We start from the raw sequence: 21,815 nt of genomic DNA, 5'->3' as shown, positions 1-21,815 counted from the left end.
TAGGCTCTTCTCTGGTGCAGTGTTACGATATCCTGACAATCATGAAGCATGCCTCCTTGAGAGCGTGAAGCAGTGTAACAACATAGTTCAGTGATGACGGGTAGTGAAGAAGCCTGAAGAGAGGAATTTATGGGATATAAGGTTGCTGTTGTTGGTGCAACGGGGGCAGTGGGGAGGGAGCTTCTCCGTATTCTGGATGAACGTCAATTTCCAGTGGATGCGATTGCAGCTCTTGCTTCTGGCCGTTCTGTGGGGCGTGAGGTTTCTTTTGGTGATAAAAAAGTTCTGAAAATCCAGAACTTGGAAACCTTTGATTTTACGGGATGGGACCTGGCCCTGTTCTCGCCAGGGGCTGCGGTTTCGGCGGTATATGCTCCAAAGGCGGCAGCACAGGGGTGTATTGTGGTCGATAACACCTCGCAGTTCCGTATGGAGCCAGGGATTCCGTTGGTGGTGCCTGAAGTGAATGCGCAGGCTTTGCATAAAGCAAAACGGGGGATTATCGCCAATCCGAATTGTTCAACGGCGCAAATGATGGTGGCGTTGAAGCCATTGCATGATCTGTTTCATATTGAGCGTGTTGTGGTCTCGACGTATCAGGCGGTATCGGGTTCTGGAAAAGCCGGCATGGATGAGCTGTTTAACCAGACAAAAGGCAGCTTTGTGCATGATGCGCCAGAAATTACTCAATATACGAAGCAGATTGCTTTTAATGTTATCCCACATATTGACCGTTTCATGGAGGATGGCGCGACCAAAGAGGAATGGAAGATGGCTGTTGAGACGCGCAAGATTTTAGATCCCGATATCAAAGTATTGGCAACATGTGTGCGTGTGCCCGTCTTTATTGGTCATTCTGAGGCGATCAGTATTGAATGCTCCAAGCCTGTTGATTTGAAAAAAGCCCGTCATGCGTTGCGTAATGCTCCGGGTGTTATTCTGCGTGATGAGCGTGAAGATGGTGGTTATGTCACGCCAATTGAGTGCGTAGGGGAGGATGATACCTACGTGTCACGGTTGCGCATTGACCCAACGGTCGAGAATGGATTGGCTTTTTGGTGTGTGTCGGACAATTTGCGCAAAGGGGCAGCGCTCAATGCTGTGCAAATCGCAGAGAGTTTGGCGGAACAACATTTGCTCGGGCCAAATAGTCCGTTAGTGAAAGCGGCTCATATAGGGTAGTTATTTCCTCTTTGTAATTAAGAGGGGGATGCCTATATTTGAGGGACTATGGCTTATTTCACCTATACTCCCCCTCGTAATCCTGTCCCGCTTGAAGGGCGGGTAGGAATCTTGCTCGTTAATCTCGGAACGCCAGATAATACGGGTTATCTGGCAGTGCGCCGGTATCTCAAAGAGTTCTTGTCAGATCGGCGGGTTATTGAGGCACCTCCGATTATTTGGCAGCCCATTCTGCAGGCGGCTGTGTTAAGTCGTCGCCCTTTCGAGAGTGGTGCCAATTATGCACGTATTTGGGATAGACAGGAAAATGCATCGCCTCTGTTGGTTTATACGAGGCGTCAAGCTGAAAAGCTTGCGGAGCGCTTCCGAGCAGAAGGTGTGCCCGTAACGTATGGTATGCGTTATGGAAATCCTTCGATTAAATCGGCCGTTGAAGAATTGATGGATCGTGGATGTGACCGCATTGTCACCATTCCTCTTTATCCGCAATATTCGGCAACAACGACGGCAACGGCCAATGATCAGCTTTTCCGCACATTAATGCGTTTGCGGCGTCAGCCGTCAATTACCACGGTTCCCTCTTTTCCGGATCATCCGCTCTTCATTAAAGCGTTGGAAACATCCGTGCGTGAGACTTTGGCGGGGCTCTCTTTCAAGCCACAACGCCTTGTTGCCTCTTATCATGGGTTGCCAAAAAGCTGCGTAGAGCAGGGCGATAGCTATCAAGATGAATGCGCTCGTACAACACGTGCTTTGGTGAGAGCGCTTGGCTTGCGAAGTGAGCAAGTCCCAATGACATTCCAATCACGCTTTGGGCCGATGGAATGGTTGCAGCCTTATACAGCCCCTTTTGTGCAAGCACTGCCGTCACAGGGGATTACGCGGATCGCCGTTATCATGCCAGGTTTTATGGCTGATTGTATTGAGACATTAGATGAAATTGGTAACGAATTGCGTGAAGAATTTATGGAAGCGGGGGGAGAAGAATTCGCAATTGTTCCATGCTTGAATGATTCTAACGGTGCGATTGATCTTCTAGAAGATTTGGCCCGTCGCCATATGGCTGGGTTTCGCGCACGATAAAATAGGTCTTTTATAAGATCAACAAGGCCTCCCCCGATAAATTCAATATTGGGGGAGGCCTATAGAGGCTTATGCCTTATTGAGCAGCAGGTGTTGCTGCTGGTTGTGTTGCAGGCTGAGCAGGGATGCTGTTGCCTGGTGTTTTGTGTTCAGCATCATAAGCATCAGCTTTTTGAGCAGCTGTCAGCTTTAAATTTTTAACGCTTGGGTCATTCGCGTGCTCTTTATCCCACGCTGCAGCTTTGATGCGTAGCCCCTTACGGTATTTATGGCGTTGATACATACCCACAACGCAGCCCCCGACAGCGCCGATGACGCTATGGCCCTTGGCAACATGTCCTGCAACAGCGCCGGCAGCACCATACTTGATGCAGCCACCCGGTTCGGCCATGGCTGTTGCACCAGAGCTTACCAGCATTGCTGCGGCGAGAAGAGAACAAAATTTACGGTTCATAAGGTTTCCTTACCCAAGGCATTCCTAACGAGGTAGAACAATTCTTCTACCAAGAAACGGAATATTTAAAAAGGGAATGAGGAGCGTTTGAAAGACAAACAAGACAAGTTTGAGCTTTAGAGTAAAAAGCATGGTCGGAGTGAGAGGATTCGAACCTCCGGCCCCTGCGTCCCGAACACAGTGCTCTACCAAGCTGAGCTACACTCCGATCTGGTGAGACTTTCCTACTCTGGGAAATAGCATTGTGCAAGAGGTGAAGTGCTGCCTTCTGGTGTTCGTGCCCCCTATTCTCCATGACCATAGAAGATAGGGGGAGTGAGACTGTTAGAGAGCTTTCTCTAATGCTGGGAGTATGTCGAAAAGATCACCCACAATGCCATAATCGGCAACTTTGAAAATAGGCGCATCCGGATCAATGTTAATAGCCACAATGACGCGGCTATCTTTTATTCCCGCTAGATGCTGGAGTGCACCTGAGAGACCGACAGCGATGTAGAGCTCTGGGGCGACGACCTTACCTGTTTGTCCCACCTGCATTTCGTTAGGGGCAAAGCCGGCATCGACAGCTGCACGAGAGGCACCAATGGCAGCATTTAATTTGTCAGCAATTGGCTCCAAAAGCTTCTGGAAATTACCGGCATCTTTAACGCCCTTACCGCCGGAGATAATCACACGGGCGACTTCGAGTTCTGGGCGGTCAGAATGTGAGAATTCCACTTTGACGAAGTGGCTTTTATCATAACCACCTGGAGCTCCAAGTGTCTCTACAGGAGCGTTTCCACCTTCTGCGGCGACTGGGTCAAAGCTTGAGCCGCGAACGGTGAGGACTTTAATGCGATCAGAGGATTGAACCGTAGCGAGTGCGTTGCCTGCATAGATAGGACGCACAAACGTATCGTCATTTTTGATCTCGATCACATCAGTGAGAGGCTGGACGTCGAGAAGACCGGCAAGACGTGGCAGTATGTTTTTGCTGTTTGCTGAAACAGCGCTGACAATGTGAGTATAATTCTCAGCGAGTGTCGCAAGAAGAGCAGCGGCGGGTTCTGCAAGAAGATGAGGAAGGTTTGTTACGTGCAGAACTTTACGAACATTGGCGAGCTTAGCAGCATTTTCTGCATTGTCGCCAAAGAGGATCACATCAACATCGCCAAAGCGTGATGCTGCTGAGATCGCGGAGCGAGAAGCCTGGCGAACAGTTCCCTGTTCGGTCTCAATCAGAACAAGAGCTGTCATTAGAGTACCTTTGCTTCTGTCTTGAGTTTATGGACGAGCTCATCCACCGTTTCCACAATAACGCCTGCCTGACGTTCAGGTGGTTCAGAGACATTCACCACTTTTAGGCGAGGCGTCAGGTCAACACCGAGAGACTCAGCGTCCAGGGTTTCGAGGGGTTTTTTGCGTGCCTTCATGATATTGGGCAAGGACGCATAACGTGGCTCGTTAAGGCGCAAATCCGCTGTGATGACTGCTGGAAGTGAGACGTTAACAACCTCAATACCGCCATCGACCTCGCGTGAAACCTCTGCTTTGCCATCATGTATCTTGACCTGGCTCGCAAATGTTGCCTGTGGCCATCCCAACTTGGCAGCAAGAATTTGTCCCGTCGCGTTCATATCATCATCGATCGCTTGTTTCCCCATGCTGACTAGGCCTGGGTTTTCGCGCTCGACGATGACCTTAAGAAGGTTAGCAACGGCAAGAGGTTCCAGCGCTGCGTCTGTGCGGACAAGAATCGCTTGGTCGGCCCCCATAGCCATCGCTGTACGGAGCGTGTCCTGTGCGGCTTGTGGCCCGATGGAAACGACAACAACCGAACTTGCATGGCCTTTTTCGCGGAGGCGAATGGCTTCTTCAAGTGCGATCTCATCGAAAGGATTCATGGACATTTTCACGCCCTGAGTTTCGACACCACGACCATCAGCCGCAACACGCGGCTTGATGTTATAATCAACAACCCGTTTGACGGGGACAAGAACTTTCATCGTCATCTTTCGCTACTGTCGCCGCTGATAAGAATGACACGTAGGTTAATATACCTGCGTGAAAAAGTCATATTCTGGTCCTGTATAGCTGATTCTCATTACATACCGGAAGAATAGTTTGGACCACTTCCTCCCTCGGGAGGGCACCAACGAATATTTTGTTGGGGATCCTTGATATCGCAACTTTTACAATGCACACAATTTTGTGCATTAATACGCAAGTATTTTTCCCCATCTTCACGTGTATCGGCTTCGTAAACACCTGCGGGACAATAACGACTTTCTGGCGACGCATAGCGGGTCTCATTGACGTCATTCCAAATGGCGGGGTTACGCAGTTTCAGGTGGGTAGGCTGATTTTCATCATGGCTAATGCCACTGAGGAAAACAGAACTCGTGCGGTCGAACGTGATAATATCATCCGGCTTAGGGTAGGCGATTTTGGGAGCCTTATTCGCTGGTTTGAGTGTTGTATTATCCGCATGAGGGTGGCGTAATGTCCAAGGCGCATTGCCTCGAAAGATCATGCTATCAATCCCACTATAAAGCGCGCCGACATGCATCCCCCATTTGGAGAAAGCCGGGCGGATATTGCGGGCTGCATGCAGTTCAGACCACAGCCAGGATTGACGCAAAAGGTCCTGGTAACTTTGCGCTTCGGCACGATCATGCTCAAGGGCCGCCAGAACGGCGTCAGCGGCAATCATACCGGACTTCATGGCTGTATGCGTGCCTTTGATTTTGGGCATATTGAGGAACCCAGCACAATCTCCTGTTAACACGCCACCGGGGAAGCTAGGGCGTGGAAGAGATTGCAACCCACCTTCGGAAAGAGCACGGGCTCCGTAGCTGATGCGCCGTCCACCTTCGAAATGATGACGGAAAGCGGGATGTGTTTTGGTTCGTTGCATTTCCTCAAAAGGGGAAAGCCATGGATTGCTGTAATCCAGTGCTGTGACGAACCCATAAGAGACGAGATTCTCACCGAAATGATAGAGAAAAGCGCCGCCATAAGTGTGTGCATCGAGTGGCCAGCCAAAGCTATGTTGCACAAAGCCAGGGCGATGTTTTTCTTTAGGGATCTCCCACACTTCTTTAATGCCGAGGCCATAGGTTTGTGGGTCAATACCATCACGGAGATTATATTGGGCGATGACGTCAGCACTGAGAGAGCCGCGTGCCCCCTCGGCAAAGATGGTTTGACGCGCACTTAGGATCATTCCTGGCGTAAAGTCCGCTTTATGCTTACCTTCGCGGTCAATCCCCATATCGCCGGTTATAATCCCTGCAACACGTCCTTCTTGGATATGGAGTTGGGCAGCCGCAAAGCCGGGATAAATTTCTACGCCTAATGCTTCAGCTTGTTCTGCAAGCCAACGGCAGAAATCCCCAAGTGAAATAACATAATTACCGCGATTATCCATTTGCGGCATGAGCACATGCAATGCAGGAACGGAGATGGCGCGTTTTTCAGTAAGGTAAAGGAGCTTTTCTTCGGATACGGGGGTATTGAGAGGAGCGCCTCTTTCCTTCCAATCAGGAAAGAGTTCAGCGAGGGCTCGTGGCTCAATGACAGCGCCAGAAACAATATGGGCGCCGATTTCACTGCCTTTATCGAGCAGACATACAGAGAGCTCCGGGTTCTTCTGTCGGAGGTGAATAGCAGCGGAAAGTCCAGCTGGACCACCGCCTACGATCACAACATCGAAGGCCATTTCATCTCGTTCGATGGCGTTATCGTCGATTTTAGACTGTGTCATAGGTGTGGTCTCCTACGCATGAAAAACGTTGAGAGTGTTTGTCTGTGCGGTATGTCACCCACGACGGACAAAGGTCCAGTAAAAAGGTTGGCGTCCTTCTCTGAAGGCTTTCGCTTCATAGCGTGTTGCGGACCAATCAGAGGGGCGCTCGAGTGCTGGGGCCGGGGCATCAAAGAGGGATTGCTGTGTCATGACATCATTCACCCATTCTTGATAAACAGGGTGATCACTCGCGACACGCCAGAGGGCACCAGGTTTAAGAAGACGTGCCATCTGGCGGATATTGTCAGGGTGTATAAAACGGCGTTTTGCATGGCGCGCCTTTGGCCATGGATCGGGGAACATGAGATAGGCGCGGTCTAAACATTGGTCGGGTAGTTCACGCAACAGAATGCGCGCATCTTCTCCCCAAAGGCGTAGATTTTCTGGTGGTGGTGCGGTGGCTTCTTCTCCTTCCGGAATAATGCGGGAGAGCAGAGAGCATAGACCATTATCGAAGACTTCTGATGCGATATAGCCGACATCAGGGTGGTGTGCAGCTTGTTCAAAAGCATGTTCGCCATTGCCAAAACCAATTTCGAGAAAGATTTTTTTGACAGGTTTTGAAAAGCCGTTATGCGGGTTTTGGAAAGCGTTAAATGTGACCCGTGGTAACGCCTCATCAAGAAGGCGTTGCTGGCGTGGGCGAAGGGGGTGGCCACGCTGGCGACCATAAAGGCGTTCTGGCTGAGGTTTAAGATCGTCGAGCAACGTGTTGATCACACTATAGTTGAAGAGGACAAAACCCCTGTCTGTTGGTTGATAAGTTCATCAGACAGGGGGGGATTAAGGTGGAGAAAATGCTCTCCATCACGGGGGGTGATTAGCGATTTAGAGCGTTTTTCAGCGTGTCTGCAAGATCAGTATTTTCCCACGTGAAATTATCAAGAGCAGGGTCAGGGATACGGCCAAAGTGACCATAAGCTGATGTCTTGGTATAAATCGGACGATTTAGGCGCAGATGTTGACGGATACCACGCGGGGAAAGGTCCATAATCTCATTGAGGAGTGCGCCAAGACGCACTTCATCAACGTCCTTACCTGTTCCGTCCAGATCGACATAAATGGATAGCGGGCGAGACACGCCGATAGCGTAACTGAGTTGGATGGTGCAACGGTCCGCTAAGTCAGCCGCAACGATATTCTTAGCGAGATAACGGGCTGCATAAGCGGCTGAACGGTCAACTTTAGTGGGGTCTTTCCCAGAAAAAGCACCACCACCATGAGGGGCAGCGCCACCATAAGTATCAACAATGATCTTACGCCCGGTTAGCCCAGCATCACCGTCAGGCCCGCCGATAACGAAGTTACCTGTTGGGTTGACGTAAAACTCATGCTCTGGGCACATCCATCCTTCGGGAAGTACCTCGCGGACAGTTTCACGCACCATCTCGCGAATAGTATTTTGACGCATGTCTGCCATATGTTGTGTCGACACAACGACAGAGGTGGCCCCGATGGGCTTACCGTCGACATAACGCAGTGTGACTTGGCTTTTTGCATCTGGGAGAAGGCCGACACCACGCGCATCATTGGTTTTGCGGTAGTCGCGGATTCTTTCTAGAATGCTTTGAGCATAGAAAAGAGGAGCTGGCATTAATTCTTCAGTTTCGCGTGTTGCAAAACCGAACATGATGCCTTGATCGCCCGCACCCTCGTCTTTCTCGCCGTCGCTATCAACGCCAACAGCAATATCAGCAGACTGCGCGTGCAGGTAGGATGTAATGTCTGCTTTTTTCCAAGAGAAGCCTTCTTGGTCGTAACCGATATCTTTGATCGCCTCGCGGGCACGGTCGATCAGAGTCTTTTCAACAGATTCCGGTCCACGAACCTCACCAGCGAGGATGACACGATTGGTCGTCACCAAGGTCTCGCAGGCCACGCGGGCTTCTGGGTCAGCAGCCATATAAGCATCAAGAACCGTATCAGAAATACGGTCTGCTACTTTGTCCGGATGACCTTCAGAGACAGATTCAGAAGTGAAAAGAAAATCGCCGTGATTGCGCACTCAGGGACCTCACAGGGAATGAGTGGTGAAAAAAAAGCCACGACGCCCCTGTGTTGTAGGGAGAAGCCGCAGCATCAGGGTCTTCCCGCTTGGCGGAAATATTCTTCTGGGTCAAGAGGGAAGGCGAAGAAACCTTTCCCTCTTTTGACATCTATTGCATGAAAAGAGAGCTTATTTTCTTAAAACATCCTCCATTGTGTAGAGGGCTGGTGATTTGTTTTGTGCAAGCCAATGAGCGGCTTTTAGAGCGCCTCGTGCGAAGACGCGGCGGTCGAGAGCGCGATGCGAAAGGGTGATTTCTTCGTCTTGTGTGAAAAAGTGAAGATCATGCTCCCCGATCACTTGTCCCCCGCGTAATGAGGCAAAGCCAATGGCTCCATCAGGGCGCTTTCCGTTCTGATTTGCGCGCGCAACACTTTCGAAATCCACATGGCGGCCTTCGGCGACGGCACGGCCAATCGCTAAAGCAGTTCCAGAAGGGGCATCAAGCTTTTGGCGATGGTGAACTTCCAGAATTTCGGCATCGTAATCAGGGAGGGAAGCTCCAAGCTCACGGGCAAGAGAAAGAAGCATCGTGAGGGCGGGTGAAAAATTCGCGGCTTGAAGGACGGCAATATGTTGAGAAGCGTTTTCAATCGCCTTACGGGCCTCTTCGTTGAGGCCTGTTGTTCCTATCACCCACGCACAACCTGCCGCGGCAAAGGCGTGAGCATGAGTGGGGATGAGGCTAGCATGACTGACATCAATGATCACATCGCATTGTTTTGCAAGCTCTTCCGCACGGCTGACGATATGGCGAGAGGGGTCAGCCTTGCGTGATAAGCCTCCTACAAGGAGTGATCCTGCCTCTTCGGCGCAGAGGGAACCAAGTCGACCGGTGATTCCGGCAATACCAATACGAGGGGAAGTAAGCATAGTCATAGGCGAATCATGCGTGCTTCAGCGAAGAAGGCAAGCGATTCTTGGTTAAGACTTCATGGTGGGATGTTAATTTTGTGCTAGAATGTAAAAGAAAGTTATCAAGAGGTTTGGTAAATTGTGGCTCATAAATGTTACTAATTTAACGCACCAACTCCGAATAGAATTTGATTGATATATAAAAAAATATTTAATTAAAAAACAAGATATTTTATTTTTATAGCGTAATGCCAAGTATACTGTTTGTATATCGATAAGAAAATATGTCTTGTTAGTTGGGATTATAATGTTGAATTGTTTGTTAATTTTACAATTGGTCTTGGTTTGTGATTATACTCTAGAGGAGAAAAATTGTTAATTATATAACAATTATTATAGATGTTGTTTTGGATTTTAATTAGTCTGTAGTGCAGTTCTGGGACTCTATTTCCGGTATCGGTATAGAGGCTTACATTTGTAGTGGCATATAGCGTTGACTATTAAATAGGTATAATTTATCAGAGTTGCTCAATCTTTTTATAAGACTCTTGATAAGTAGTCTATCTAATTAGGGATGCTGGCATGCCTTCAGTTCTACCAGATTCAGGAACGTACCAGCTTAGTATTTTTAAACTTCAAGCGGGGTTTAAAGAAGCAGGGATTCCTGATGGTTACAAATATGTAGCAAATGATAAGCCTGACCAGTATGACAGTAAAACCGAGTATACGTTGGGATCGGGAGGAAATACTGTAAGCCCTGGTGTGATGGTTACATTTGGAGTTAATGCTCAAAAAAGACATACAATTTCTATAAAATATGGAAATGGCAGTGTAAAAAATTTTTCTGTTAGTCGAGAATATTCGTCTGACGATCCTTCAGTTATTATCGTGCAGGATAGTTCTCCTGTTACGGGGGTAGTTAATGGGAGGACCCGGACCGGCTCTGATCGTGACTGGTATATGATTGCTAACCCGACTGTTGACCCTAAGAAGTATATTGGTAAAACGATTGATCATTACTTTAATACGAGCGAGCCGAATACTCCGGATGTATATTATTTAGGAAACATTATGTTTTCTGAGGATAATATTCCAGGAGGAGGCCCCAATGGGAAAGATAAAGGGGGGTCCAATGAGAATAATAATACATTTAATCCCTGCTATCTCGCGGGAACTTTGATTCGTACTCCTAATGGGGATGTAAAAGTTGAGGATCTCAAAATTGGAGATGTTGTTTCCATATATAAGGATGGAAAACTTGAGGCGCATCCACTTCGGTGGGTTGGGAAGAGTCGCGTTTATGTCCGCCATGGTATAAATGACGGAAAGGCGGAATATCCGGTACGCATTCAACAAAATGCTTTAGCAGATAACGTTCCGTCGCAAGATCTTTTTGTGACTCCTGAGCATTGCATGTTTGTGGAAGGGGTTTTTATTCCAGCCCGAATGCTCGTTAATGGTTCCACTGTTGCTTATCAGAATGATGTAACAGAATATGATATTTACCATGTTGAAACCGAAAAGCATTCTGTTATTTGGGCTAATGATGCGTTGTCTGAGACTTATTTAGACACCGGATCAAGGCATGTATTTAGTGTGTTTGCGAGCATTAATGCGTCATCAGAGAATTTAGAGCAATATCGCAAAACGTGGGAAAAGGATGCCGCGGCACCGCTTGTGACGCGTAGGGATGTTGTTGAGCCAATTTGGAAAGATGTTGCTCAACGCGCGGGGTGTGTGTTGTCAGCTCATGAAACAACGGAAGAGCCTAATCTGCGTCTTATGATTGATACGGGCGAGGTTCTTCTCCCTTATCGTGTGAGTAACCAACATTATTTATTTCGTTTACCTGAACGGGTAGCGAATGTCCGTATTTTGTCACGGACTTCACGTCCATCCGAAGTTGTTGGGCCTTTTGTGGATGATCGGCGAAATCTTGGTGTGTTGATTGATGATCTTCGTCTATTCCAGGATGATGGGTGTTCGATCATAGAAACACCATTTCAAGAATCTTCATTGCAAGGATGGGATGTAATTGAGGCTTCGCATTGTCGGTGGACAAAAGGTGATGCGCTTCTCCCTGTTGGGAACACATCATCTATGCGTGTCTTAAGCATACATGTTCAGAAAGCAGGGCCTTATCGTATTGAAGATGAGGCTTCTGACTCTTCTTACTCTGAAGCTTCATTTTTAATGAGTGCTTAGTTTTATAGAAAACCACTTTCCTTTATTAAGGAGAGTGGTTTTTTACAAACGAATAGGCCAGGCTTATCCTTCTAGGAGGGAAGCCCCTATATAGTGGCCGTCTTCTCTTCCTGGGCAGGCAAAGAGAGCGCTTCCGATATGGGTTGTGAATTGATTCATCATATCGAACTTTGCCATGCGTTCGAATATTTTTGTAAAGGCCGTTCGAGGGTCCTGCTGGTAGCAGAGGAATAAAAGACCGGCATCAAATTCGTTTCCTTGGCGCCATGGTGGCCAGCGTTCAGCTGTGAAACTCAGTCCGTTATTATAGGCATAGGCTCTTCTTAAAAGCTGTGCTCCATCATTTTCCTCGGGGGCTGCGAGGCGAGCATGTGAGTTTTCAGCAGTTAAGAGATTTCCGTCTTTGTCTGTTTGCTTCAAGGTCAGGGGATCAAACTCGTGTACTCCGCCGATAGGAGCCCCTGATTTTTTTTGTCTTCCCATGGTTTCTTCCTGGAAAGATACTTTCATTTGGTCCCAATGTTCGAGGGCGATACGGATGATACGGGCAACAAGATAGCTGCCGCCTTCCATCCATGGGCAGGCTTTTGGGTCTGCCCAGATATATTTATCGGCGACCTTTGGGGAATGTGTATCAGGGTTGATAGTTCCGTCTTTGAAGCCCATCAAATTTCGAGGTGTTTGATTTTTGGAAAAATGGGGAAGAAAACCCGCTTGGCTCCATCGTGGTTCAGCGATGCCGTATGCGGCACGTGTTAAAGAACGTGCCGCGTGGAAGGCAGATTGGGGGTCATTGGCACAGCTTTGGACACATAAATCTCCTCCTGAGCGTGCTGCAATAAGTTGATCTCCATTGAAGCGTGGTAAATCTGCTAGAGCGGCAGGTCTACGTGAAAGAAGGTCGTAGCGATCTTTGCCTTCGTGGATAAAAAGACCCGGACCAAATCCAAATGTGAGCGTGAGGTTAGGGGAAGGTAGGCCGATAGTTTCTCCAGAATCTACTGGAGTAGGGGGAGTTTTTTCATTTATTAAAGATGCGGCCATGTCGCTCCAACGCTGCATAAGCGTTATGACGTCACGCCGGTTATCCGTTTTGAGGTCGAACGTTATAAAATAAAGAAAAGGCTGTTGAGGAGTCGTAATCCCCGGTTGATGGTGAAGAGTAGATTTTGCAAGAGCTGAAAGAGGCAAGCTCCCTAATGTTGCTGCTCCACATAATCCACGAATGAAATGACGGCGGTTTAGGGATATGGAATGTTTCTGGCTCATGGTGTGCTCAAATTTAAGGTATTCATATCATCTTCGACATAATAGAAGCCCTTATTATCGGGTGTCATGGCTAGGCCGAAGAGATCGCCGTTTCCTGGAGGTTGCTGAGCCTGATCATTATCAACCCATTGGGCGTAGATTTGTTTCTTCTGTGAGGGATCAATTTCAACGACCTGACCATTGCGGCCATTAGCGACCAGAAGATGATGACCAGGAACCCACATCATAGCTAAAGGCCAATTTAAAAGTTTCCCTTTCGTAATAAGTCGCCCGACAGCGTCATTTTGTCGTGTTACGGGTGTTGTGCGGTGTAAAGCATCGTCTACCGCTGTCACTTCATTATCGTAACCATCGGTTACGTAAAGGGTACCGTCATCATCTAAGGCAAGTCCTGTTGGACCGAAGAGATAGTTATCGCGGTCAGCGCGTGCCGAAAACCCTTTGGCGACGACTGTCTGATGATCTACGACAGGCGGACCATCATGGGGAATGCTAAGATCAAAGCGTACGACAGTCGCTTTTTGTAGAATAGGCGGATAGTGCGTTTTGGGATCCAAAACATTGGGACCTGGAAGGTCGAATCCGGACATGGAAACGAAAATGGAAGCTGTATCGCCATTATCGCGTGATGCAATATCGCCCCATGGGGAGCTGATGTCAGGTCCTTTCCATGTGGTAACCAGTTTTCCCGTGGCATCAAGGACCAGCATACATCCTTCGCCACGTGTCCGTGTTGACCCGTCTTTACTGGGGGCGCTTCCAACAACAACCCATCCTGATTTTAGGACGGTAAGGGCTGTTGTAAGGCCAATTCCACCTGGGCAAGCAGAGAGGTTGGGCGGTAAATTGGCAAAAACGGAGATGTTTTTTGTTTGGGGAGAGTAAGCAACAATGGTTGTCCCTGTCCCTTGAAGATTATTAATATTATTAAAGTTTGTTACTAGAACATCATTTTTATGGAGAATTCCCATATCACGGGGGACAACAACGATGGCGTAAGGGTTGAGGTCTCCATTGCCAGGACTGGTTGAAGCGAGTGTTCTATGGCGATGAATTGTTTCAAGAAATCCTTTTCCTTCGGCATGTGCTCCCGACACGAAAAGAGAAAAAACAAAAGCCAAACTTCCTAAGGATGTTAAAGAACGGGAAAACATATTTTCTACCTTACAGAGCAATATTTGTACGAAAACCGAGGATAAGTTCATCTCGAATGCGGCGGTTTGGATGAATTGGGTTGGGAATACCGCCACTTGGATTGAAGATGTATTGGAAGTCAGGTTGCCATTGCATCCATCCTGTGAATTGATATTGGTATGTTACTTCCACAAAGGTTTCTCCACCCTGAGCGGGGGAATATGTTCCCTGGTAGCGGTGAACGGCTTTATCATTTCGTGCGAGTGCACCACTGACATGTGTGTACCCCATTCCGATACCGAATGTATCATCTGTACGGTAAGGCAGAGGGTCTTTTAATGTCAGACCAAAATTCATGCTAAAATCAATCGGCACACGTTCTGCTTGGGGGACACCCATTGCGCGTCCGAAGATATTAAGAGTGCGGTTTACATCGCTCCGGCTGCGCCAGATCATTTGATCAATGACAGCGTAGAGGCTGAAGGCCCCCCTGTGATTTTTGGGGTTTCCATTACTGTCAGATGATGCGAGAGGTGTGTGTGTATTGTCATAATACTGGTCTGCAAATGGCTCAGAATCATACCATGCCCCTAAACGATAGATGTGCGATAATGGTTGGGGACCATCAGGTGAAACCATTTCTCCAAGGGCAGGGTAAACATATTGGAATTCTATGATGGCCATTACGCCCCTATTTAGGGGGAAGCTTGTGCCAGATCGGTTGCTTTTTTGTGGATCTTCCGACCATGAACGTGATGGGCTTCCGCTGTAAATACCGCCGAGAATATAGAGCGGTGTTGCAGCCCAATATTTTGCGCGTGCACCAAGTGTTGAGAGCGGGTATGCGGGACCACCACCAGGTAAATCTGCGGATGGAACCATAGGCCAGCCGAACATTGTATTGACGAAAGTCAAAGCATTATTGCTAATCATATATTCTTGATCGAGGCTTTGTTGGCCGATCTTAATATCGAGCTGTTGCTGATCAAAAAACTTCTGATCAAACCACAATTCCCACAGTCGCGTTGACCTATCGGCTTCGATGCCACTCGCTGTTTGGAAAACCTGGAGATTGTCAGCACTTAAGCTGCGGCCGTGAATTTGTTCCATGCTGACATTAAAGGTTCCACCATACCATCCAAAAGCCCGTTGTGTATTAACCTGTAAAATAGCTTGTGTTAGGCCGTTATAGGCTGCTCCTCGGTGTACGCCGCCAGTTAAATTTCCCATAACTTCTGACGTTTCTTGAATAGCGAGCGTAGCGCCATATTTTCCTAATTCGGAACGTAGCCCCCACATATTTCCGAGAAGGTTAGAGGTCCTTCGCCAATTTGATAAAAATCCGAATATACCAGAAGATGATTCATCCTCTGCATTCATGGCATTGCCTATATTGACGCGAGGAGGGACAGCATGAGCACGTTCAGAAAATACAAATATACTTGCTGAGAAAGCAAAACTATAGCATAGCCATGGCACTAAACGTTGCAAATTAGAAACATATTGTAACAAAGGTGGAGTCATAAAAATTATCTCCAGTTGAGATTAATTCTTATTATATGTGTAAATTTTTTTTAACAAGAAGCTCTTCATGTGGAAGATGGTAAATTAAATTTTAATTTTTTATGAATGTTTATGACTCACTTTTCCCAAGTGATTAAAATTACATTTTCGTTGTGGTGAGTAAAATATAAATAAAGCCCATATCAAATTGAGTAAAATGATATGGGCTTCATAGATTTTTTGTTTTTAATTTAGTCCCTAATCGCATCTTGTATTAGGGACTTATTTTTAACTTTCGAAAAACTCTTTTACACGAGCAAAGAAACCACTGCTTTCTGGGCTTGCTTTATGGTGGTCTTTTGCATCGCCTTCGAATTCTTCAAGAAGTTCGCGCTGGCGTTTTGTAAGATTTTTGGGGGTTTCTACGGCTACCTGGAGATACATATCTCCTTTAGCTTGAGAGTGCAGGACAGAAAACCCTTTGCCACGGAGACGGAAAGTTTCTCCTGTTTGTGTTCCAGCAGGGATCTTGACTTTGCTACGGCTTCCATCAACCACAGGCACTTCAATTTCTGTGCCGAGCGCTGCTTGTGTCATGCGGAGTGGAACACGGCAGTAGATATTAGCGCCATCACGTTGGAAAAGATCGTGCTCTTCAACGCTAACGAGAACGTAGAGGTCCCCAGGTTGGACACCTTCTCCACCGGCTTCACCTTTTCCAGCGAGGCGGATGCGCGTGCCATCTTCAATCCCAGCAGGAATATCAATTTTTACGGTGTCGCGTGCTGCTTCAGTGCCGCTTCCATGGCACTTCTTGCATGGGTTGCTAACAGTTTGTCCGCTACCATGACAGGTGGGGCATGGGCGTTCGACAAGGAAAAAGCCTTGCTGCGCGCGAACCATACCACGGCCATGACAGGTTGGGCATGTGGTACGTTTTGCGCCTGGGTCTGCTGAACCGCTACCATGACAGGAGGAGCAGGCTTTACGGGTATTGATTTCGACGTCTTTACTGACACCATTAAACGCTTCAATCAGGCCAATGGTCACTTGAACCTGAACATCTGAAGCGCTCTGCTGTTGTGGCCCACGGCGATTCCCACCCATTCCGAACATTTGTTCGAAAATATCGCCCAAACCACCAGCGTCGAAGCCACCAAAACCACCGCCGAAGCCTCCACCGCCTCCGCCCATTCCGCCATTTTCAAAGGCAGCGTGGCCGAAACGATCATAGGCAGCGCGTTTTTGCTCATCTTTCAGAACATCGTAGGCAGCACTGATATCTTTGAATTTTTGCTCAGCTTCTTCGTCCCCTGGGTTACGGTCAGGGTGATAGCGCATTGCTTGTTTGCGATAAGCACGTTTAATTTCGTCACCACTAGCGGTGCGAGAAACACTTAGAAGCTCGTAATAGTCAACTTGCGTGGCCATGTCGGTCCTCGTTTATTCGAGAGAGATCGGCAAGAGGGGCCCCCATGAAAAAAATGGCGCCTTATCCCTTTGGGGGGAGAGGCGCCCTCAGGGGATCGACCATACAGAGGGGGAGCCCCTCTGTATGGTGCGAACTCCGCCTGATTAGTTTTTCTTCTTCTTATCGTCGACGTCTTCGAACTCAGCGTCGACAACATCTTCGTCTTTCTTGCCAGACTGCTGGGCTTCTTCAGCGCCTTGGCCTTCTGTTCCCTGATACGCAGCCTGACCTACTTTCATAGCTGCCTGCGTCAGACGCTCACTTGCGCTCTTGATAGCGTCAGCATTGTCACCACCTAGAGCCTCGCGAGCTGCCTTGATGGCTTCTTCCGCTTCTGTCTTATCGGCAGCTGGGAGTTTATCACCAGCTTCAGAGATAGACTTCTCAGTCTGGTGAATCATACCCTCAGTGCTGTTGCGCAGCTCGATCAGTTCACGACGAGCCTTGTCAGCGGCAGCATTTTCTTCTGCCTCTTTAACCATACGCTCAACGTCAGCATCAGATAGACCACCAGAAGCCTGGATACGGATCTGTTGCTCTTTACCTGTGGCCTTGTCCTTAGCCGATACGTTGACAATACCGTTCGCATCGATATCGAAGGTCACTTCAATCTGAGGCACACCACGGGGAGCTGGAGCAATCCCTTGCAGGTCAAAGTTGCCGAGCAATTTATTGTCAGCAGCCATCTCACGCTCGCCCTGATAGACCTTAATGGTCACAGCAGGCTGGTTATCCTCAGCGGTTGAGAAGGTCTGGCTCTTCTTCGTTGGGATCGTCGTGTTACGATCGATCAAACGTGTGAAGACCCCACCCAGTGTCTCGATACCGAGAGAGAGTGGCGTAACGTCAAGGAGGAGAACGTCTTTAACGTCGCCCTGGAGCACAGCGCCTTGTACGGCTGCACCAATAGCCACCACTTCGTCTGGGTTTACGTTACGAGCAGGCTCTTTACCGAAGAACTCTTTAACACTCTCAATGACCTTCGGCATACGTGTCATGCCGCCGACCAGAATAACCTCATTGATTTCACTCGTTGAAAGACCTGCGTCTTTCAGAGCTTTTTCACAAGGGAGCAGGGAGCGTTTAATGAGATCTTCAACCAAGCTCTCTAATTTAGCACGGCTTAAACGCACGACAAGGTGCTTAGGACCAGAAGCATCGGCCGTGATAAAGGGCAGGTTAACTTCTGTCTCTTTAGCGGAAGAAAGCTCAATCTTAGCTTTTTCTGCTGCTTCCTTCAGGCGCTGTAAGGCCATCTTGTCGCCGCGTAGGTCAACGCCTTGATCACGTTTGAACTCGTCAGCCAAGAACTCAATAATTTTGTTATCGAAGTCTTCACCACCAAGGAACGTATCACCGTTCGTGGATTTTACTTCGATCACACCGTCAGAGATCTCTAGGATGGAGATATCGAATGTTCCACCACCGAGGTCATAAACGGCAACATGACCAGAGTTACCCTTTTCTAGCCCATAGGCCAGAGCAGCCGATGTTGGTTCGTTAATAATACGCTTAACATCCAAGCCGGCAATACGGCCTGCATCGCGCGTTGCTTGACGCTGCGCATCGTTAAAGTAGGCCGGAACCGTGATGACAGCTTCGGTAACTTTCTCGCCAAGATAAGCCTCAGCGGTTTCTTTCATTTTGCCAAGCACGAAAGCGGAAATCTGTGCAGGAGCATAATTCTCACCGCGAGCGCTTACCCATGCATCGCCATTATCACCACGCACGATCTCGTAAGGGACCATGCTCTTATCTTTTTCGACGGTAGGATCATCATAACGACGACCAATCAAACGCTTCACAGCATAAAGCGTGTTGGTTGGATTTGTTACAGCTTGGCGTTTTGCCGCCTGACCGACGAGACGCTCACCGCTATCGGTGAAGGCAACAACTGAAGGGGTTGTGCGTGCGCCTTCGCTATTCTCAATAACCCTTGTCTCATTTCCTTCGCGTACAGCGACGCAAGAGTTTGTTGTACCAAGGTCAATACCAATTACTTTACCCATAGATCTTTGTCCTTCTCAGCGGTCAAACCCGACCCTGCTATCAGGCACCAGGAACGACCCTATTTTGACGTTTCTCAGTTAGGGTGGTCTAGAAGTCCTTAAGAACCTCAAGAGCTTAACTGACGTCTTTCGATCTAAGAATTATGTGAAGGTCTTTCAAGGGAGAGCGTGGCGAAAATGTTTTTTCATTATTTCATAAAAATCGTTTTTCCAGGATATCATGTGCGCAACAAACCGTATATTCCCCTAACCATTGTCGGCTGTTGTCTGCCCATGATAGGGAGACAGTGTGATTTTCTTCGGAGTTTCTCCCCCTGTTCTGTCAGTCTTGCTCTTTCTTACGTTTTTCCTTCACGGCTCTTCCTCGTATGGGAAGATTAGTGTGGGGGCTATCGATGTTGATCATGTTGAACGGTTGCCTTGCTCTAGGGCCGAGGCAAATGCAGCATGATCAACTGGCCTATTCGCGTGCATTAGGAGAAACACAAAAACGGGAGATGTTGCTCAATATTGTGAGACTCCGCTATGCGGATCCACCGACTTTTTTGGATACGACACAGGTTATTGCAGGATATAGTTATTCTCGTAGCGTGAGCGGTGGTTATTATGGTTATCCGGCTTCTGCAGTGAGTAATTATCTCTTTGGGCAGGGGTCTCTTTCTATGGCAGAGAACCCGACGATTACGTATCAGCCTCTTACGGGGCAACAATATGCCGAGAATATTATTCGCCCGATTTCACCGACAGTCATTATGCCATTGAGTCTTGGGGGAATGCCGATTGATACGTTGCTGCGTTTGACGGCTCAATCCATAGATGGCTTGTCAAATGTGAGGGGGATTGGGGCAGGGCCTTTTGGTGGTGGGTCTGTGCGTTTTTACCTCCTCTTGCATGATTTGCGCCAACTTCAAAGTGCTGGGGTAATGACTGTGAGGATTACGACAGAAGAGCCAAGTTCAAACAGTAGCGGGGGGTCATCTCGGGCAAATAATAAAAAAAGCTCTACGGATGGGGACAATAATTCGAATATAGAACATGCATATCTTGTATTAACGCCTACATCAGATAGTAGTCTGCAAGCTATTCAAGGAGAGGTCCGCCGTTTATTACATCTTGACTCGACGGCGCAAGAAGCTGAGATTGTTTATGGACCTTATCCGAAGAAAATTGGTCAGATTGCCATTTTAACGCGTTCTATGCTGGCAATGTTAACACAGCTTTCTTATGAGATGGAGGTTCCGGAGGCAGATATTCGTGCGGGTCGTACGCCTCCTACTATCGGCCAAGTAGGTATTGAAAATCGTCCGGAAGTGCAAATTCATTCGGGACCTTCTGCGCCGAATCATAATTATGCTGCCGTGGATTATAAAGGGCGGTGGTATTGGATTGATGACTCGGACTTCCAAAGTAAAGAAGCCTTTACGATGGTGCAAGTATTGAGTGCATTAGCGGCAACGAGCCATGGTGCCGGTGCTGTTGTTACTATTCCGGCAGGATGAGAAAGAACACGCATGAATAATGGTAAGCCCGTAATTCTGCAGGTGCTTCCTGCTCTGAGTGTGGGAGGTGTAGAGCGAGGCGCGATCGACATGGCAGAGGCGGTCGTTCAAGCGGGTGGTCGTTGTCTGGTTGCGAGCGATGTGGGGGCAATGTTACCCCGTCTCCGTTATGTGGGGGGGGAGCATCGTTTGCTTTCACTGCCGAAAACATTTTCACCAATTGTTTTTTCTCAAAAGGTAAAAGAGTTACGCTCCATCTTACGTGATGAGGGTGTGGACTTAGTTCATGCGCGTTCACGCTATGCTGTATGGGTGGCTGTCATTGCATGTCGTAAGGAAAATGTTCCGCTTGTTACGACATGGCACGGCGTGCATGAGGCACGCCATTGGCTTAAGCGTTTTTATAACGCAGGGTTAACGAAGGGGCAGCGTGTTATTGCTGTTTCCTCACACATAGCGCAGCGTCTTCGTAACGAATATCGTGTAAAAAAAGAACAACTTGTTGTGATCCCAAGGGGAAGTGATCCGGAACTGTTTGACCCAAGTTCCGTCAATGGTGTGCGGGTGCAAGCGTTACTCGATCATTGGGATGTTCCTGATGATAGTAAAATCATTCTGATGCCAGGGAGGTTGACGCCTTGGAAGGGGCAGGCCATCCTTGTTCGCGCGTTAGGCCAGCTGATGCAGAAATGTATTGACCAGCCGTGGGTCTGTGTGTTTCTCGGGCCAGAGACAAATCCTAAATTTGCGCAGAGCCTTTATAGCGAGGCGCGTGCTCTTGGTATTGAGGAGCGGCTGCGCTTTGCTGGTATGTGTGATGATATGCCGGCCGCTTACGCTCTTTCAACAGTAGTGGTTGTTCCATCATTGAAGCCTGAACCCTTCGGGCGTGTCGCTATTGAAGCTCAGATGATGGGACGTCCTGTTATTGGTACGGCTCAAGGAGGTTTGGCTGAAAGTATCCTTCCTTATGAGACTGGTATGTTGGTGCCGTCTGATGATAGTGCCGCGCTCGTTGAAGCGATTGAAACACTGTTGAATACCTGTGAGAATAGGCGTGACAGGATGGGACAAAGCGCACGTAAACATGTCCTGGCTCATTATACGAAGGGACTCATGCAGGCTGCGACGCTGAATGTTTATGATGCGCTTTTAGGGACAAGATTAGAAGATCGTTTTGAAAAGGCACAGAGAGAAAAGGGTCTAGTCGATGGCGGTGGAACAGGAAGGCAAAACGCCGAAGAAGGAAACACAACAGAAAGAGGAACGTCTCGCGCGGGAGGCTCAGGCGCTGCGGGCGAACTTATTGCGTCGTAA

Annotated in this window: 17 protein-coding genes and 1 tRNA gene; 5 read left to right on the top strand and 13 right to left on the bottom strand. The window is 48.3% G+C overall.

The genetic code is table 11. From position 1 onward, the window contains the following. The first annotated feature begins 129 nt into the window (after positions 1-129). Both GS501_RS08090 and hemH read left to right on the top strand, forming a co-directional pair. On the top strand, positions 130-1,182 hold the full coding sequence (locus GS501_RS08090; RefSeq protein WP_160831349.1) for an aspartate-semialdehyde dehydrogenase: 1,053 nt from the start codon (positions 130-132) through the stop codon (positions 1,180-1,182). A 48-nt stretch (positions 1,183-1,230) separates the two neighbouring features. Beyond that, the gene (gene hemH / locus GS501_RS08085; RefSeq protein ID WP_160831348.1) at positions 1,231-2,265 is read left to right on the top strand and encodes a ferrochelatase; all 1,035 of its coding nucleotides are present in this window, start codon (positions 1,231-1,233) and stop codon (positions 2,263-2,265) included. A 76-nt stretch (positions 2,266-2,341) separates the two neighbouring features. Here hemH and GS501_RS08080 read toward each other — a convergent pair whose 3' ends face one another. The 8 genes from GS501_RS08080 to dapB form a co-directional block, all read right to left on the bottom strand. After that, the gene (locus tag GS501_RS08080; protein WP_160831347.1) at positions 2,342-2,719 is read right to left on the bottom strand and encodes a hypothetical protein; all 378 of its coding nucleotides are present in this window, start codon (positions 2,717-2,719) and stop codon (positions 2,342-2,344) included. Between the two features lie 131 nt (positions 2,720-2,850). After that, positions 2,851-2,927 (bottom strand) — tRNA-Pro (locus GS501_RS08075). A gap of 116 nt (positions 2,928-3,043) precedes the next feature. Further along, positions 3,044-3,955, bottom strand: a complete 912-nt coding sequence (locus GS501_RS08070; RefSeq protein WP_160831346.1) for an electron transfer flavoprotein subunit alpha/FixB family protein — start codon at positions 3,953-3,955, stop codon at positions 3,044-3,046. Beyond that, positions 3,955-4,704, bottom strand: coding sequence for an electron transfer flavoprotein subunit beta/FixA family protein (locus GS501_RS08065; RefSeq protein ID WP_160831345.1), 750 nt, complete (start codon positions 4,702-4,704; stop codon positions 3,955-3,957). The genes GS501_RS08070 and GS501_RS08065 overlap by 1 nt, the downstream gene beginning before the upstream one ends. A gap of 98 nt (positions 4,705-4,802) precedes the next feature. Further along, positions 4,803-6,464, bottom strand: a complete 1,662-nt coding sequence (locus GS501_RS08060) for an electron transfer flavoprotein-ubiquinone oxidoreductase (RefSeq protein ID WP_237442479.1) — start codon at positions 6,462-6,464, stop codon at positions 4,803-4,805. 54 nt (positions 6,465-6,518) lie between these two features. Next, the gene (locus GS501_RS08055) at positions 6,519-7,226 is read right to left on the bottom strand and encodes a tRNA (guanosine(46)-N(7))-methyltransferase TrmB (RefSeq protein ID WP_370517970.1); all 708 of its coding nucleotides are present in this window, start codon (positions 7,224-7,226) and stop codon (positions 6,519-6,521) included. A gap of 100 nt (positions 7,227-7,326) precedes the next feature. Beyond that, positions 7,327-8,511 carry a methionine adenosyltransferase gene (gene metK / locus GS501_RS08050; protein ID WP_160831344.1) on the bottom strand — a complete coding sequence of 395 codons (1,185 nt, stop codon included), beginning with the start codon at positions 8,509-8,511 and terminating at the stop codon, positions 7,327-7,329. A gap of 171 nt (positions 8,512-8,682) precedes the next feature. Next, positions 8,683-9,426, bottom strand: coding sequence for a 4-hydroxy-tetrahydrodipicolinate reductase (gene dapB, locus GS501_RS08045; RefSeq protein WP_160831460.1), 744 nt, complete (start codon positions 9,424-9,426; stop codon positions 8,683-8,685). A gap of 564 nt (positions 9,427-9,990) precedes the next feature. Here dapB and GS501_RS08040 point away from each other — a divergent pair. Further along, entirely contained in the window at positions 9,991-11,613 is a 1,623-nt protein-coding gene (locus GS501_RS08040; protein ID WP_160831343.1) for a Hint domain-containing protein, read from the top strand. Positions 11,614-11,676: 63 nt separating this feature from the next. Here GS501_RS08040 and GS501_RS08035 read toward each other — a convergent pair whose 3' ends face one another. From GS501_RS08035 to dnaK, 5 genes are all read right to left on the bottom strand, one after another. Beyond that, complete coding sequence (locus tag GS501_RS08035; protein ID WP_160831342.1) at positions 11,677-12,882, bottom strand: Dyp-type peroxidase; 1,206 nt, start codon at positions 12,880-12,882, stop codon at positions 11,677-11,679. Next, the gene (locus tag GS501_RS08030; RefSeq protein ID WP_160831341.1) at positions 12,879-14,036 is read right to left on the bottom strand and encodes a hypothetical protein; all 1,158 of its coding nucleotides are present in this window, start codon (positions 14,034-14,036) and stop codon (positions 12,879-12,881) included. Before GS501_RS08030 ends, GS501_RS08035 begins: the two co-directional genes overlap by 4 nt. A 10-nt stretch (positions 14,037-14,046) precedes the next feature. Then, the gene (locus tag GS501_RS08025; RefSeq protein WP_160831340.1) at positions 14,047-15,540 is read right to left on the bottom strand and encodes a carbohydrate porin; all 1,494 of its coding nucleotides are present in this window, start codon (positions 15,538-15,540) and stop codon (positions 14,047-14,049) included. Positions 15,541-15,807: 267 nt separating this feature from the next. Beyond that, entirely contained in the window at positions 15,808-16,950 is a 1,143-nt protein-coding gene (gene dnaJ, locus GS501_RS08020) for a molecular chaperone DnaJ (RefSeq protein ID WP_160831339.1), read from the bottom strand. A gap of 144 nt (positions 16,951-17,094) precedes the next feature. Further along, positions 17,095-18,999: a molecular chaperone DnaK gene (dnaK, locus tag GS501_RS08015; protein ID WP_160831338.1), complete on the bottom strand. Its 1,905-nt coding sequence runs from the start codon at positions 18,997-18,999 to the stop codon at positions 17,095-17,097. A 404-nt stretch (positions 19,000-19,403) separates the two neighbouring features. Here dnaK and GS501_RS08010 point away from each other — a divergent pair, with 404 nt between their 5' ends. Next, the gene (locus tag GS501_RS08010) at positions 19,404-20,498 is read left to right on the top strand and encodes a hypothetical protein (RefSeq protein ID WP_237442478.1); all 1,095 of its coding nucleotides are present in this window, start codon (positions 19,404-19,406) and stop codon (positions 20,496-20,498) included. A gap of 12 nt (positions 20,499-20,510) precedes the next feature. Next, complete coding sequence (locus GS501_RS08005; RefSeq protein WP_160831337.1) at positions 20,511-21,815, top strand: glycosyltransferase family 4 protein; 1,305 nt, start codon at positions 20,511-20,513, stop codon at positions 21,813-21,815.

Origin of the sequence: Saccharibacter sp. 17.LH.SD, from assembly GCF_009834805.1 — a bacterium.
GTDB lineage: Bacteria > Pseudomonadota > Alphaproteobacteria > Acetobacterales > Acetobacteraceae > Saccharibacter.
Note: the sequence above shows the minus strand (reverse complement) of the source record. Positions and strands in the feature narration are given on the sequence as shown.